The sequence below is a fragment of the Sorangium sp. So ce834 genome, from assembly GCF_051521425.1.
In the GTDB taxonomy this organism is placed as follows: Bacteria; Myxococcota_A; Polyangia; order Polyangiales; family Polyangiaceae; genus Sorangium; species Sorangium cellulosum_D.
Genome location: NZ_CP150351.1, coordinates 4,023,690 through 4,038,245 on the forward strand (window position 1 = coordinate 4,023,690; position 14,556 = coordinate 4,038,245).

Sequence of the window (14,556 nt, forward strand, 5' to 3'; positions counted from 1 at the left end):
ACCGCTATTAGCCCACGGCACGGCCGAGCGACACTGCCTCGGCGGCGCGGCCCGCCGCCTCGGCCGCGCGGCGTCGCCGGCCGCTCGCCGCCTTCGCTCGCCGCGTCGCGCCGCGCTACGGAGCGCTGCGGCTCTCGCCGGCCGCGGCGTCCGGGGCGAGCAGCGCCCCGGCGAGATCGGCGACCGCCGAGAGATCCTCGACGCGGTCGACCTCGAGCTCGAGCCCGCGGGCGAGCTGCGGCGCGCTGGCGAGGGCGACCTCGGCGACGGTGAGCGTCCTCCCGGTGAGCTGGTGGAGCGACGTCACGCCGTGGTCGCGGATGCCGCAGGGCACGATCAGCTCGAACGCCTTGAGGTCCACCGCGATGTTGAACGCGAAGCCGTGCATGGTGAGCCAGCGCGACAGGCGCACGCCGATCGCGCCGAGCTTGGCGAGCTCGCCCGCCCACGCGGAGCCGCCCCACTGCTCCGGGGCCGCGCGATCGACCCAGACGCCGATCATCCCGTCGACCACGCCGCCCTCGACGTGGTGCTCGCGCGCGAGCAGGATCATCACCTCCGCGAGCGACCGCACGTACCTGCGCACGTCGCACCGGTCCGGCCGGAGATCGAGCAGCGGGTAGCACACGAGCTGGCCGGGGCCGTGGTAGGTGACGTCGCCCCCGCGGCCCGTCGCGACGAGGTCGATGTCGCGCTCGTTCAGCGCGCCGGAGTCGAGCAGCACGTTCTCCGGGTTCGCCCGCGGGCCGAGCGTGATGACGGGGTCGTGCTCCAGGAGCAGGATCGTGTCGCCGATGCGCCCCTCGGCGCGCGCCTCGACGAGCTGCTTCTGCAGATCGTGGATGGGGGCGTAGCGGCGCCGGCCGATCCACACGGCGCGCGCGCGCCGCGGCTTCGGCGGCCCGAGCTGGGCGCCCTGGTCCCGCGGCGGCTCCAGGAGATCGCGGAGCGAGGTGTTCGGCATGGTTTACTCCGGGATCTTCTGGCCGTGCGCGCGCCGCTCGTCGCGGTAGGCCTCGATGTGCGTCGTGAAGCTCGCCGCGACCTCGGGGTCGAACTGCGAGCCCGAGCACCGCTCGATCTCGGCCACCGCGACCTCGTGCGGGAGCGCCCGGCGGTACGAGCGGTCGCTCGTCATCGCGTCGTACGTGTCGGCCACCGAGATGATGCGCGCGATGATCGGGATCTCGTTGCCCCGCATCCGGAGCGGGTAGCCGCGCCCGTCCCAGCGCTCGTGGTGCAGGTGCACGCCGGGGATGAGCGGGTGCAGGAACTTGATCGGATCGAGGATGTCGCGCCCGTAGACGGGGTGCCGCTTGAACACCTCGTACTCGTCGTTCGTGAGCTTGCCCGGCTTGTTCAGGTTGAGCACGCACCCGATCTTGCCGATGTCGTGCATGAGCGCGCTCTGCCGGACGATCTCGATCTCGTGCGGGCCGAGGCCGAGCCGCTGCGCCAGCATCACCGCGTACACGGCGACCCGATCCGAGTGGCCCGCGGTGTAGCGGTCCATCTTGTCGATGGCCTTGGCGAGCCCCTCGATCGTCTGCTGGAACGTCGCCTGGAGGTCCTGGTAGAGGCGCGCGTTCTCGATCGCCGCCGCGGCGCGCGAGCCGATGATGCTGAGCAGCTTGCGCTGCCCCTCGTCGAAGCGCTTCGTCCGGGTGAACGACGCGACGGCGACGAAGCCCATGAGCCGCTTCTGGATGCGGAGCGGCACCGCGACCAGCGACTGGAGCGGCAGCGACGGCTCCGCCGCGAAGAACCTGAGCCCCTTCATGCCCTGCTCGAGGAGCAGCGCCTCGGGGCGGAAATGATCGAGCACGACCGCCGGATCGAGCCGCCCGAGATCGGCCTCCGGCGGGAGCGACGAGCCGCGGAGGTGCTGCCGCTCGAAGAAGCTCCCCTCGCCGTCGTCGAGCCAGGTCGAGATGAGATCGCCGCGCACCTCGTGCAGGCAGCTGTCCGCGACGGTCTCGAGCACCTGGTCGAGCGACAGGCTCGCCGCGATCGCCTCGCTCACCTTGTAGAGCGACACCGCCTCGCGCAGCCGGATGTTCTCGGCGGCCATCCGCTGCTTCTCGATGCCGCGCTGGACCACGTGCACCACCTCGTCCAGCTTGAACGGCTTGAGCACGTAGTCGTAGGCGCCGCGCTTCATCGCGTCGATCGCGGTCTCGACGGTGCCGAAGCCCGTCATGATGACCGTGAGCGCGTTCGGCGCCGTCTTGCCGATCTCGTCCAGCAGCGCGATGCCGCCCATCCGCGGCATCTTGAGGTCGCTGATCACGAGGTCGTAATGGCCCTTCGTGAGCTCGCTCAGCGCGCTGGTCCCGTCCTCCGCAGTGCGGACGTAGTAGCCCTCCATGCCGAGGAAGTCGGCCAGCATGTCGCGGATCACCTTCTCGTCGTCCACGACGAGGATGCGAGGGCGGTCTTCTGGAAACGTGGACATGCGGCCGTCAAGCCTACCAGATCCGCTCGCAGCCCATCGCTCCAAGGTGGGCGGGTCGGGCACACGGACGGACCCGCGCCCCGCGAGGACCGGCCCACCCTGAGGCGCTCGGGTAAGGCGGACGGCGTCGCGGGTAAGGGAGCGACCGCCGCGAGCGAGGTGGTCGCGGCCGAGGGCGACGCGACCGCCGACCGCGACCGCGGCGGCCGGCCGGCCGGCCGGCTGCGCGCGCGGGAACGGCGGCGCGGGCCGCTCAGTCCTCGTCGCCGGTCGAGATGATGGGGTGCCGGATGGTCCGGGGCGACTCGTCCAGATCCGGGACGCGGATCGAGATGGGCCCGGGGCTGCGGATGGAGGGGGGCGGCGCGGACTCGGAGTCCTCGGTGCGCAGCGGGATCATCCTGCTGCTCGGGGCGGGCTCGTCCGTGGCCGTCGTCAGCACGGCGACGGCCCGCTGCTCGCCGAGGGCGTGCTTCTGCTCGAGGAAGCGCAGGACCGACGGGCCGGTCGAGCGCTCGAGCGCCGAGCGCAGGTCGCCGGGCAGCGTCGACTCGATGATCATCTTCACGCCGGTGCGCGGGTGCTCGATCTCGATGCGCACGAGGTGCACGAACGAGCGATCGAGCCCGTGCTTCTCCTCGAAGTAGCGGTTCGTGGGCACGTGGCCGTAGCGCTCGTCGCCGAGGATCGGGTGGCCGATCGCGGCGAGGTGCCGCCGGATCTGGTGCGTGCGCCCGCCGTCCGGGATGACGCGGAGGATCGAGTGGCCCGAGGCGACGGCGAGGCGGCGGTACCGCGTGCGCGCGGTGTACGTGCGCGTCCCCTCGCGGAGGTCGCGGGTGATCGCGCCCTTGCCCGGGGTCACGCCCTTGGCCGCGGCCAGGTAGATGAGGCGCCCCGTCTTCGTGAGCGCCTCGCCCCAGCGCGCGGCCGCCTCCTCGTTTCGCGCGAGCATGACCAGGCCGCTCGTGCCCGGATCCAGCGCGTGCACGACCACGGGCGTCGTGGTGCTGCCCGGGATGCGAGCGCAGCGGGCGAGCAGCGAGCCGAGGTACTCCGGCTGCGGGGCCACCGGCTCGTGCGGGCCCTTCTCGACGACCAGCACGCCGTCGTCGTCGTAGATGACCTTCGGCGCCGGCGGCGGCGTCCTCCGGAGGGCGGCGATCGTCTCGATCTCCTCCGTGAGCGGGATCATGTCGAGCGGCGTGAGCTCCGTCGACGAGTACCCGAGGCGGCAGAGGTGATCGAGGTCGCGCGCGAGCGTGTCGGGATCGCACGAGACGTAGACGAGCAGCGGCGCGCCGAGGCGCGCGATCGCCTCGCGCGCGGTCGGGGAGACGCCGCGGCGCGGCGGGTTCACCACGATGCCGTCGAACTTCTCCGAGCCGTTGACGAGGGAGCTCACGATCTCCGCGACGTCGCCGGTGCGCACCTCCACGCGCTGGCTCAGCCCCTGGGCCTCGGCCGCCGCGCGGGCGTTCGCCGCCGCGGGCGCGAACGACTCGACCATCAGGACGCGGTTGCCGCCCTGCGCGAGGGCGAGCGAGATCGCGCCCGAGCCGCCGTACAGATCGAGGATGCGCGGCGGCTCCTTGCGCCGGGAGGCCGGGCCCATCGGGGCCTCGCCCTCGATCACGGGCCCGTCGTTCTCGAGCGACGCGATCTCGCGGAGCAGGAGGGCGTGCACGCGCGCGGCCTGCGTGCGGTGCGCCTGCACGAACGAGCCGAACGCGGCGATGTGGTAGGTCTGCCCGATCCGGTCCTCCGCGTGCGAGACGCCGTCGAGCACGGCCGTCTCGGGGCCGAGGATCTGCGGCGCCTCCGCGTCGTGGAAGTTCGCCGCGACGCCGATGACGCGAGGGAGCATCGGGCGGATGGCGCGGCCTGCCTCGCGCAGCTCGTCGCGCGTGCACGCGCGCTCGCGCTGGAGGACGAACGTGATCAGCACGAACGCCGGGTTGTCCTCGGTCGCGCCCATCTCCGCGTAGAGCGGCGTGCCCGGCGCGAGGTGGACCTCGCGCAGGTCGAGGGCGCGGAGCACGCCGCCCCTCGCCGGATCGTACGGCAAGAGCAGCGGCCGGACCTCCGGCGGCGGGGACGCGATCAGCTCGCGGAGCCGCGAGGTCACCGCCGCGAGGGCCGGGGCGAGCACCCGGCAGCCCGGGATGTCGACGACCTCGTGATGCCCTGTGCGGCCGTACAGCCCGATCGCGCCGGAGGGGGCGACGATGAGCTTCGCTCGGCCGCGATAGCCGGTGATCGGATCAGCCGGGATGACCGGGCTCGTCTGGAGCAGCTCGAGCGACGGATAGTGCGCGGCCGCGGACACGACCCGCGCGCGCTTCGTGCTGAGCTGCTCTGCGTAATCGCCCGCGATGAGCGGACAGCCCGCGCACTCGACCGAGTGCACGCACTCGATCAACGTGTTCGGGATCTCGCCTGCCTTCAATGTGCGCCGCACGGGTCCGGACAAAACGCCGCCGCCCGATCCCTCTGCGCCGGTGCTCTCGCCCAGCCCGTGCGGTTCTTCGATACCTGCGCCGGAAGCCATTCCGGGGGAGCTTACAGGGGCTCTCGGTCAGCGTCGAAGGTGTAAAGAGGAGTCCGTCGAGCTTTTCGTCTGCAGCGCTTCGGCGTTCCGGGCACGCGTCCGGGGGCGCTCGGGATCCCGGAAAAGCCCCGTGTTTCCCCGGCGGCCTGCGCGGCCGCCCGGACGGCGGGCCGTCCAGGCCGCGTTCGCTCCGTCGAGGCGGCCCGAGCCGAGGTCGAGCCGAGGTAAGGAGCGGCGCGAGGCACCGCCACATTGGCGCCCGCGCTGCTCCTTACCTCGGGCCGCCGTGCCGTTCGCGACATCCGTGGGCGCGATCGACGCGTCCGTCCCGCGCGCGCCGTGGATGAGGTGGTAGACTGAGCGCCTCTTGCGTCTTCCGATCGCTTCTCTCGTCGGCGTCCTGGCTGTGCTGTTCGCCCATGCGGCGCTCGCCGCGCCGGGCGACAAGGAGGCGAACCAGGGCATCAACGCGGCCCGGGGCGGGTTCTGCAAGCGGGCGATCCCGCTCCTCGAGTCCGCCGAGGGCCAGCGGCACCGCCCGAGCTCTGCGGTCCCGCTCGCCGACTGCTACGCGAAGCAGGGCGAGCTGCTGAAGGCGAGCGAGATCTATCACACGGTCGCGAGCGAGAAGAAGGAGCCCGGGTACACCGGCCGGGATGTCGTGGCCATCACATTGGCCAAGAAGAAGGCGGCGCAGCTCGACGCGCGCATCCCGACGCTGGTCGTCGTGCCGGTGGAGCCCTACGCGGGGCTCGTCGTCGAGATCGACGGCGAGGCGATCAGCGACCCATCGACGCCGCGGCGCTTCGATCCGGGCAAGCCGATCTCGGTCGTCGCCAGGGCCGAGGGGTACGAGGAGCTCTCGCAGAAGATCACGCTGAAGGAGAAGCAACGGCGCGAGCTCAAGCTGCGCCTCAAGTCGAAGCCCGGCGCGGCGAAGCCGGCGGAGAAGCCCGTGGCGGCGAAGCCGCCGGAGAAGAAGCCGCCGGAGAAGCCTGCGGCGGCGAAGCCGCCGGAGAAGAAGCCGGTGGCGACGAAGCCGCCGGCGAAGAAGCCGCAGAAGCCCGTGGCGAAGAGGCCGCCGGAGAAGAAGCCGCAGAAGCCGGTGGCGACGAAGCCGCCGGAGAAGAAGCCGCAGAAGCCGGTGGCGACGAAGCCGCCTGAGAAGAAGCCGACGAAGCCCGTGGCGAAGGAGCCGGCGGAGGACGAGCCGCGCGTCGCGGCCGGGCCCGACGCGAAGGGGAAGCCGCCGGTCGAGATGCCCGAGCCCACGCCGCCGGACGAGCTGCCCGAGCCCACGTCGCCGGCCGCGCGCAAGCAGCGGAACGTGTGGCTCGGCGCCGGCTTCCGGGGCTTCTTCGTCCCCCAGGTCATGTTCGAGCTCTTCGGAGAGGGCGGGCGGCACGCCTTCTTCCCCGGCGGAGACGTCTCGCTGTCCACGCGGCTCGGGCGGTTCGATCTCGTCTTCTCGGTCGCCTACGCGCGCTTCCGGTTGCAGGAGACGCCCTTCTTGCCGAACGGGCACCCCGACACCGACTACGAGATCATCGAGAGCGACCTCCAGGCGCTCCAGGCGGACGCCCGCCTGGTCTGGAACATTCCGCTCGATCGCGACGAGCGGTTCGCCTTCCGCGTCGGGGCGGGCCTCGGCGTGGGCTGGATGTTCATGGGTGAGCTCTACCGGACCCAGGCGTACCCCGGGGACGCCGTCGCCGGCGACCAGAGCACCTTCGTGCCGGGGGACCCGTACCGCTACAAGAAGTGCCGCGGACCGAACAACCCGGAGGGGAGCTTCCGGTACTGCAACCAGCTCGACTACGACGCGGATCACTACCCCGGCTACGCCGAGCCGAGCTGGTTCACCCGCCCCAAGGGAAAGCCCCAGGGCCTGAAGCCGGTCGTCTATCCGTGGGTCGTCTTCCCCGAGCTCGGCCTCTCGTTCCGCCCGTGGGACCGCGTCGCCTTCGATCTGCGGGTCGGCGCCTCCGTGACGGGTCCGCTCGGCGCGCTCGGCGTCCGCTTCGCGCTGTGAGCGGCGGGGCTCAGCGCTCGAGCTTCACGTCGCGGCGGAGCTTCCGGGAGACGACGGCCTCGAGCGTGCTCCAGAGCTCCTCTCCGGTCCGCTGCGCCACCCAGCGGCCTTCGGACGGCAGGTAGTCGAAGTGCCACGCCGCCCGCTCGGCGGCCATCCAGATCTGCCGCGCCGCGCGGTGGCTGTTGACGACGTACTTGATGCCGTCCTCGAACTCCAGGGTGAGGATGCCGCTCTGCAGGTCGGCCTCCACGCCGTCGGGGATCTCGTTGATCGCCCGATCCAGCGCGCGCAGCGACCGATCGGCCACGGCGTCGAACTCTCGCTCCGACAGGGGCTCTCCGCTCATGCCGATCGGCTTACAACGTCGCGCGCCGCGGCGGTATGGGGAAGCGCCGGGGGCCGCTCACTCCCAGGGCACCGTGTAGAGCTTCACGGTGCTCATCGCCTTCATCGCCTCGACGACGCCCTCCTTGACCCCGGTGCCGCTGTCCTTGATGCCCCCGAACGGCGACAGCTCGGAGCGGTACCCCGGCACCTCGCGCACGTTGACCGTGCCGCAGCGCAGCTCCCGGACGAGCCGGTGGACGTGCCTCATGTCGTTCGTGCAGACGCCGGCGGAGAGGCCGTAGCTCGTCCCGTTCGCCACCGCGATCGCCTCGTCGACGTCCCTCACCCGGAGGATCGGCGCGTGCGGGCCGAAGGTCTCCTGCTGCACGGACGGTGCGTCGCGCGGCACGCGATCCATCACGGTGGGGCCGTACAGCGCCCCGCGGCGCTCGTTCCCGAACAGCAGCCTGGCGCCCCGCGCGAGCGTGTCCGCCGCGGCCGCCTGGAGCTGCCGCGCCGCGGCCTCGGAGATCACCGTCCCCATGTCGGTCGCGGGGTCGCGCGGGTCGCCGACCTTGAGCTCTGCCGACGCGGCGGCGAGGCGCGCGGCGAACTCGTCCGCGACGCGCTCGCTCACGATGAGCCGCTTCACCGCCGTGCAGCGCTGCCCCGAGTTCTTGTAGCAGCCGTAGACGGCCAGCCGCGCCGCCTCGTCCAGATCCGCGTCGTCGAGCACGATGAGCGGATCGTTGCCGCCGAGCTCGAGCACCGCGCGCCGGTAGCCGAGCATGCCGGCGATGCGCTTGCCGATCTCGACCCCGCCCGTGAAGCTCACGAGCTCCACCGCGGGGTGGGTCACGAGCGCCCGCCCGATCTCGGCCGGGTCGCCGGTCACCACGCTGAGCATGCCGGGCGGCAGCCCCGACTCGTGCAGCACGGCCGCGAGATAGACGGCGGAGAGCGGCGTCTTCTCCGACGGCTTGAGCACCATCGCGCTGCCGCTCGCGATGCTCGGCGCGACCTTGTGGGCGACCTGGTTCAGCGGGTGGTTGAACGGCGTGATCGCCGTCACGAGGCGCAGCGGCTCGCGCAGCGTGTAGCCGCGGCGGGGCTTGCCGTTCGCCGAGATGTCGAACGCGAGGCACTGGCCGTCGTCGCGGAGCGCCTCGTACGCGGCGAACCGGAGCACGTCGAGCGCGCGCCGCACCTCGTACGCCGTGTCCTTGAGGCAGAGCCCGCTCTCCCACGTGATGAGCCGCGCGACCGCGTCCGCCTGCGCCTCGATGAGCGCCGCGGCTCGAAGGAGGATCTGGCTGCGCTCGTGGCGCGAGAGCCGCGGCGGGCCGGACGACGCGGTCTCGATCGCCCGCGTCACCTCCCGCTCGTCGAGCCTCGGCACGCTGCCGATCACCTCGCCCGTGAACGGGTAGCGCACGAGGATGCGCTCGTCCCGGCTCACCGGCCTGCCCCCGATCAGGCACGGAAAATGGAACCCAGGTCGTTCGATGGAGAGCGTCGAGCCCATCCTGTCCCCCTTCAGGTGCTCGATCGATGGCGCTAGGCCGTGGCGATCGAGAGTCGGTTCAGCAAGAGATCGAAGACGTCCGCGTTCGACAGCGCGCACGGCCGCCCGCTCGCCGCGTCCGCGTCCGCGTCCGCGCCGAGGAGCCTCGCGCGCTCCTCGGGCCGGAGCGGGTGGCTCGCGAGGATCGGCACGTCGGCCTCGTGCAGGCCCCCGTGGGACCTGAGCCCGCGCCGCACGGCGGAGAGGTCGTGGTAGGCCGCGCTCTTGCCGAGCACCGTGCTCCGATCGCCGAGGATCACGAGGTCGCCGATCCGGTCCGGCGGCAGCTCGAAGCGCCGCGCGGCCTCGTCGCGGGGCAGGACGAGCTCCACGCCCGGGAGCCGCGCGAGGACCTCCGCGGCGCGCGGCTGCGCCGAGGCGCTGACATACACGGTCGCGTACGATCCGAGCGCGCCGTGGTGCACCACGTACGGGTCGGTGATCGGCAGGAGCACCCGGAAGCCCGAGAGGCCGGCCTCGCGGAGCGCGTCCTCGAGGTAGCGCACGTTCGGCGAGCCGTCCGGCGCGGTCTTGTCGTTCATGCCGTGATCCGCGGTGATGCCGCAGACGAACCCGGCGTCGAGGTACGCGCCGAAGAGCGCGTCGAAGCGGGCGTAGAACCGATCCGACATCGGCCCGCGCGGCGGCTCCTTGTGCTGCACGTAGTCGGTCAGCGACACGTAGAGCAGCGTGGCCGAGACCCGCTCGTGCAGCGCGAGGCCCATCTCCATCGCGTAGTGCGAGATGTCCCAGTCGTAGATCGACGGGTTCTCGCGGCCGACGGCGGCGGTGATCGAGGCGATGCCGTGCTCCGGGAGCGCCTGCTCGTGCGCCTTCTCGGCCGACAGCGAGATCGGGCGCGGCCCCCCGTCGCGGCAGGCGCCGAGCAGCGCGCGGAGCTTGTCCTTGGCCGTGATGCAGAGGGTCCGGACGCCCGCCTGCTCCATCTTCTCGAAGAGCGTCGGCACGCGCAGAAACCGCGGGTCGTTCATCGGCACCTCCTCCCCCGAGGCGGCGTCGAAGTAGTAGTTGCCCGAGATGCCGTGCACGCGCGCCGGCTGGCCGGTCACGATGGACACGTTGTTCGGGTTCGTGAAGCTCGGGATCTGGCCGCGGCCGCGCACGTACAGGCCGCCTCCGGCGAGCGTGGCCGCGAGCCGAGGCATCAGCCCGTCCGCGAGCGCCTGGTCGAGGTACTCGGGCGCGCAGCCGTCGACGCAGAACACCACGGTCTTGCGCGCGGGCAGCGCGTAGCGCCGATCGCAGAGATCGATCATGCCGAACGCTGACACGCAGCGCGCGGGCCGAGAAGGGCGGCGGCCGCGGCGCCGCCGGGGCCGCTCCGCCTCGAACGGCGGGCGCGGCGCGCGCCGCGGCGGCGGGTCAGTAGCCCGGCCAGGGATCGGCCGGCTTCGGAGGCGCCGGGGCCGGCCGCTTGAAGCACATCACGCCGGCGTCGAGCGCCACGAGCTCCCAGCCGCTCTCCCCGCGCGCTTTCGCGACGGCGCGCGCTTCCTCGACGCCGTGCGCCTGCTCGCAGTCCTGCTCCCACCGCGGCGCGGGGGCGCTCGGCGCGACCCCCTGGGCGCGCACCCGCCCCGCCGCGAGCGCGCAGGCCGCGCCCAGCACCAGACCGCCCAGCACGAGCACGACCCGCTTCTCCATGATGCCAGGAACATGGTGGTCCGCTGCGGGCAGGACCGTCAAGCGACGCACCGAGGACGTTCGGCACGCCCGGCAGGATTCGAACCTGCGACCCGCGGCTTAGAAGGCCGCTGCTCTATCCAGCTGAGCTACGGGCGCGTGGACGACAAGCGCGTCTTTCGTACTGCATCGCGGCCCCGGAATCGAGCGCCACGAGCGCGACGAGCGCCGCGAGCGCCGCTGCGCGCGCGGCGTGGAGGCCGCGCGGCGCCGGTTCAGCCCGACGCGGCCATCCGCCGGACCTGCTCGCCGGTCCGGCCGTAGCGCCGCTGGCGCCGGGCGTAGATCGCGAGCGCCTCGTCGAAGGTCGCCTCGGTGAAATCGGGCCAGAGCGTGTCGGTGAAGAACAGCTCCGCGTACGCGGCCTCGAAGAGCAGGAAGTCGCTGAGGCGCTTCTCGCCGCCCGTGCGGATGATGAGATCCGGATCCGGCATCGCGCTGGTCGTCAGGAAGTTCCGGAGCGACTTCTCGTTGATCTCCTCCGGGATGACGAGCCCGGCGCGCGCGCGGACCGCGAGCGCGCGCATCGCGTTCGCCATGTCCCGGCGGCCGCCGTAGCTCAGCGCGAGCGCCAGGGTCATCTCGGTGCCGCCCGAGGTGTCCTCCACGAGCTTCTCCATCGCGCGCCGCGTCGGGGTCGGGATGTCCTCGAGGTCGCCGACGATCTGCACCGCGATGCCGCGCCGGATCAGCTCGTCGTGCTCCCCCTCGGCGAACTCCTGGCAGATGCGCATCAGCGCGTCGATCTCGTCCTTGGGCCGCGACCAGTTCGCGACGCTGAACGCGTAGAGCGTGAGGTACGGGATGCCGCGATCGCGGCAGGCGCGCACCGAGAGGCGCACGGCCTGCGCGCCGTGCCGGTGCCCCTGCATCCGGGGGAGACCCCGCGCCGCTGCCCAGCGGCCATTGCCATCGAGGATGATCGCGACGTGCTTGGGGAGAGTGCTGGACGTCATGGTTTTCCTGGTGGGGACGACGACCCACTTTGCGCCGAGCTTCGGCGCGGTAGGGGGGCAGACGGTGATGCGATTGTGGAGGTTCTGTGGAGGATGTCGCGGATGAGCTCAAGGGCCGCCGCCCGTGGACCTTAGCGCGCGCCCGGCGGAGCGCTCCGCCGGGCGGCCGGCCGCGTCTTCGCACCACCGATCGGGCGCGCTGTCAAACCGGAGAAACCTCCCGGAAACCAAGATCCTCCCCGGGGGGTGACGATGGAGCGGGGGAGCTCGTGGTCTGCGAGCGGGCTCAGGCACCCGGCAGCGAGATCTTGAACTCGACCTCGGGCGGCCCGCGGTGGGTGCACTCGGCCGAGCCGCTGTGGGCCTCGGCGATCGCCTTGACGATCGCGAGGCCGAGGCCGGTGCCGCCCCGGTCGGCGCGGGTCGTCACGAACCTGCGGAACAGGCGGCCGGCGACGTGCCGCCCGATCTCGCCGCGGTTGCGGATCGCGATCGCGACCTGTCCGCCCAGGCGGGACACGGCGATGTGGATGGGCGCCGCGGCGTCGCCGTGCGTGCGCGCGTTGTCGAGCAGGTTGTCGAGCGCGCGCGACAGCCAGAGCTCGTCGCCGCGCACGGCCGCCGAACTCGGCGCGTCGAGCTCGACCCGGCTGCCGCGCTCCCGCGCCCGCGCCGCGGCGGCCTGCGCGATCGCGACGAGGTCGACGACCGCGGCGTGCTCCACGCCGCGCGCCTCGAGGCGGGCGAGCGACAGGAGCTCCCCGAGGAGCGCCTCGATCCGGGTGATCGCCTCGCGGATGCGGGCGACGAAGCGCGCGGCCTCCTCGGGGTCGTCGAGCGCGCCCTCGGAGAGCACCTCGGCGCTGGCGCGGATCGCGGCGACCGGGTTCTTGAGCTCGTGCGACAGGTCCGCGGCGAACGTCTCGACGAAGGGGCGGCCCTCGAGCTGGCGCCGCATCGAGTCTATGGCGCGCGTCAGCCGCTGGACCTCGCGGCCCTGGGCCGGCGGCGGCGCCGCGCGCACCTCCCCCTCGCTCACGCGCACGGCGAACTCGGTGAGCGCCTCGATCGGCGTCGCGATGGCGCGGCCGATCAGGAAGGACGAGAGCGCCGCCGCGGCGCCGAGCACGGTGCTGATCACGAGGATCGGCGGGGCGAAGTCGGCGACCATCCGCTGCACGACGATGGTCGGCTTCACGACCTGCACGCTCCCGACGCGCCGGCCGCGGACCTCGATGGGCGCGGTGACGAAGACCGTCCCGGGCTCGCCCGGCGAGGCGCCGCGGGCCCGGAGCACGCGCCCCTCCGGGTCGAGCAGCGCGATGTTCTGGGCCGTCGGGCCCTCGCCGTCGAGCGCGCGCACGGCCGCGAGGTCGACGTCGCGGACCTCCATCTCCATCGCGGCGACGGCGGCGAACGCGGCGGCCTCGTCGCGCGCGCTGCCCTCGGCGAGCAGCGTCGCGCGCGCCTCGATGCGATCGATGACGAGCAGCCCGAGCCCGAACGCGAACGCGCCGACGATGCCGCCGAGCGCGATGAAGATCTGCATCCGGATGCTCATCCCGGCCGTCCGGGCGCGGACGAGGCGGGAGGCGAACAGCGCGACGAGCAGGATGATCGAGACCGCCGCCGCCGCGGTGACGACGAGGCGCACCATGGGCTAGCCGCCTTCCGGGGGGCTCGGCTTGTCGGTGACGCGGTAGCCGACGCCGCGCACCGTCTCGATGAGGTCGGCGTCGCCCCCGGCCTCGACGACCTTCTTCCGGAGCCCCTTCACGTGCGAGTCGATGGTCCGGTCGGTGATGGCGAACCCGTCGCCCCAGACGCGGTCGATGAGCTGCGCGCGCGTGAACACCCTGCCCGGCGCGGCGAGCATGCAGGCGAGCAGGTCGAACTCGACGCGGGTGAGGTCGACCTTCTGGCCGTTGACGTGCGCCCTCCGCGTGGCCTCGTCGACCATGAGCGGCAGCGGCGCCGGGGCGGCGTCGGGCGCCTGCGGCCGCGCGGCGCGGCGCAGGACGGCCCGCACCCGGGCCACGATCTCGCGCGGCGAGAACGGCTTGGTCACGTAGTCGTCGGCGCCGGTCTCGAGCGCGGCGACGCGGTCGGCCTCGCTGTCGCGGCTCGACAGGACGATGATCGCGGCGCGCGCCCCGCTCCGCCGCACCTGGCCGATGAGATCGAAGCCGCTGCCGTCGGGGAGCATCAGGTCGAGGATGATGAGGTCCGCCTTGTCGATCTCCCGCTCGGCGGCCGCGAGCGTGGTGACGACCGTGGCCGCGAACCCGTCGCGGCGCAGGAAGTAGGCGATCGACTCGGCGATGGCCGGCTCATCCTCGACGACCAGGACCTTGGCCATGGTCGGGGAGCCTAGACCGGCGTGTCGGACGCGTCGACAGGGCTGGCTGGATCAGGGCGGCGCGCGCTCGGGCGGTGCTCCGTGTTTCCATGGCTGCGCTCGTGCAGCCTGGCGACGGGCGGTCCGATCGGCCACCGAGGTGTCCTTGCGCGTCGCAACGGGCGGTCCGACCGCCCTCCGAGGTGTCTCTGCGAGGTGCATCGAGCGGTCGGACCGCCCTCGGAGGCGTCCCTGCGAGGTGCATCGAGCGGTCGGACCGCCCTCGGAGGCGTCCCTGCGAGGTGCATCGAGCGGTCGGACCGCCCTCGGAGGCGTCCCTGCGAGGTGCAACGGGCGGTCGGACCGCCCAGCGAGGTGTGGATCCGCATGATCACGGGCGGTCGGACCGCCCACCGACGTGTCCCTGCGAGGTGCAACAGGCGGTCGGACCGCCCACTTTCGAACCGCCAAGGACGCCAAGACATTGTCGTCTTCTTGGCGTCCTTGGCGGCTTGGCGGCTCATTTCTCGCTCGAGCAACGTGATCGATGGTCTAGGCGCGCGCGCCCCGGCCGACCCGTGCGCAGGAGATCGTCGTCGGCCAGGGCAAGCGCTGCGTCGGCCGGT

11 protein-coding genes and 1 tRNA gene are annotated in these 14,556 nt (G+C 72.6%); 1 reads left to right on the top strand and 11 read right to left on the bottom strand.

What is annotated here, in order from left to right; genetic code table 11:
• Positions 1-115 precede the first annotated feature (115 nt).
• The 3 genes from lipB to WMF20_RS14685 form a co-directional block, all read right to left on the bottom strand.
• Entirely contained in the window at positions 116-964 is an 849-nt protein-coding gene (gene lipB, locus WMF20_RS14675; protein ID WP_437614141.1) for a lipoyl(octanoyl) transferase LipB, read from the bottom strand.
• A gap of 3 nt (positions 965-967) precedes the next feature.
• A complete protein-coding gene (locus WMF20_RS14680) occupies positions 968-2,455 on the bottom strand; it encodes an HD domain-containing phosphohydrolase (RefSeq protein ID WP_129574941.1) in 1,488 nt (495 codons plus the stop codon).
• Positions 2,456-2,708: 253 nt separating this feature from the next.
• Positions 2,709-4,916 (bottom strand): pseudouridine synthase, encoded by a 2,208-nt coding sequence (locus tag WMF20_RS14685; RefSeq protein ID WP_437614143.1) that lies wholly within the window; start codon positions 4,914-4,916, stop codon positions 2,709-2,711.
• Positions 4,917-5,373: 457 nt separating this feature from the next.
• On the opposite strand from WMF20_RS14685, the gene WMF20_RS14690 reads away from it, so the two are divergent.
• Positions 5,374-7,038, top strand: coding sequence for a hypothetical protein (locus tag WMF20_RS14690; RefSeq protein WP_437614145.1), 1,665 nt, complete (start codon positions 5,374-5,376; stop codon positions 7,036-7,038).
• Positions 7,039-7,048: 10 nt separating this feature from the next.
• On the opposite strand, the gene cyaY is transcribed toward WMF20_RS14690, so the two are convergent.
• The 8 genes from cyaY to WMF20_RS14730 all read right to left on the bottom strand — a co-directional run bounded on the left by cyaY (position 7,049) and on the right by WMF20_RS14730 (position 13,951).
• Positions 7,049-7,387: an iron donor protein CyaY gene (gene cyaY / locus WMF20_RS14695; RefSeq protein WP_129574943.1), complete on the bottom strand. Its 339-nt coding sequence runs from the start codon at positions 7,385-7,387 to the stop codon at positions 7,049-7,051.
• A gap of 57 nt (positions 7,388-7,444) precedes the next feature.
• Positions 7,445-8,893, bottom strand: coding sequence for a phosphonoacetaldehyde dehydrogenase (gene phnY, locus WMF20_RS14700; RefSeq protein WP_437614147.1), 1,449 nt, complete (start codon positions 8,891-8,893; stop codon positions 7,445-7,447).
• A gap of 32 nt (positions 8,894-8,925) precedes the next feature.
• Positions 8,926-10,209 (bottom strand): phosphonoacetate hydrolase, encoded by a 1,284-nt coding sequence (gene phnA / locus WMF20_RS14705; protein WP_437614149.1) that lies wholly within the window; start codon positions 10,207-10,209, stop codon positions 8,926-8,928.
• A gap of 106 nt (positions 10,210-10,315) precedes the next feature.
• Entirely contained in the window at positions 10,316-10,597 is a 282-nt protein-coding gene (locus WMF20_RS14710) for a hypothetical protein (RefSeq protein WP_020735016.1), read from the bottom strand.
• Between the two features lie 64 nt (positions 10,598-10,661).
• Positions 10,662-10,735: transfer RNA gene (locus WMF20_RS14715), tRNA-Arg, on the bottom strand.
• Positions 10,736-10,851: 116 nt separating this feature from the next.
• Entirely contained in the window at positions 10,852-11,592 is a 741-nt protein-coding gene (gene uppS, locus WMF20_RS14720; protein ID WP_129574946.1) for a polyprenyl diphosphate synthase, read from the bottom strand.
• 286 nt (positions 11,593-11,878) lie between these two features.
• On the bottom strand, positions 11,879-13,249 hold the full coding sequence (locus WMF20_RS14725) for a histidine kinase dimerization/phospho-acceptor domain-containing protein (protein ID WP_129574947.1): 1,371 nt from the start codon (positions 13,247-13,249) through the stop codon (positions 11,879-11,881).
• A gap of 3 nt (positions 13,250-13,252) precedes the next feature.
• Entirely contained in the window at positions 13,253-13,951 is a 699-nt protein-coding gene (locus WMF20_RS14730; RefSeq protein WP_129574948.1) for a response regulator transcription factor, read from the bottom strand.
• Positions 13,952-14,556: the final 605 nt, after the last annotated feature.

What these genes read in the sequence shown, in the direction of transcription:
- WMF20_RS14725 (WP_129574947.1), bottom strand. Translation starts at nt 13,249, where the DNA reads ATGGTGCGCCTCGTCGTCACCGCGGCGGCGGCGGTCTCGATCATCCTG.
- cyaY (WP_129574943.1), bottom strand. Translation starts at nt 7,387, where the DNA reads ATGAGCGGAGAGCCCCTGTCGGAGCGAGAGTTCGACGCCGTGGCCGAT.
- WMF20_RS14710 (WP_020735016.1), bottom strand. Translation starts at nt 10,597, where the DNA reads ATGGAGAAGCGGGTCGTGCTCGTGCTGGGCGGTCTGGTGCTGGGCGCG.
- WMF20_RS14730 (WP_129574948.1), bottom strand. Translation starts at nt 13,951, where the DNA reads ATGGCCAAGGTCCTGGTCGTCGAGGATGAGCCGGCCATCGCCGAGTCG.
- phnY (WP_437614147.1), bottom strand. Translation starts at nt 8,893, where the DNA reads ATGGGCTCGACGCTCTCCATCGAACGACCTGGGTTCCATTTTCCGTGC.
- phnA (WP_437614149.1), bottom strand. Translation starts at nt 10,209, where the DNA reads ATGATCGATCTCTGCGATCGGCGCTACGCGCTGCCCGCGCGCAAGACC.
- lipB (WP_437614141.1), bottom strand. Translation starts at nt 964, where the DNA reads ATGCCGAACACCTCGCTCCGCGATCTCCTGGAGCCGCCGCGGGACCAG.
- WMF20_RS14680 (WP_129574941.1), bottom strand. Translation starts at nt 2,455, where the DNA reads ATGTCCACGTTTCCAGAAGACCGCCCTCGCATCCTCGTCGTGGACGAC.
- uppS (WP_129574946.1), bottom strand. Translation starts at nt 11,592, where the DNA reads ATGACGTCCAGCACTCTCCCCAAGCACGTCGCGATCATCCTCGATGGC.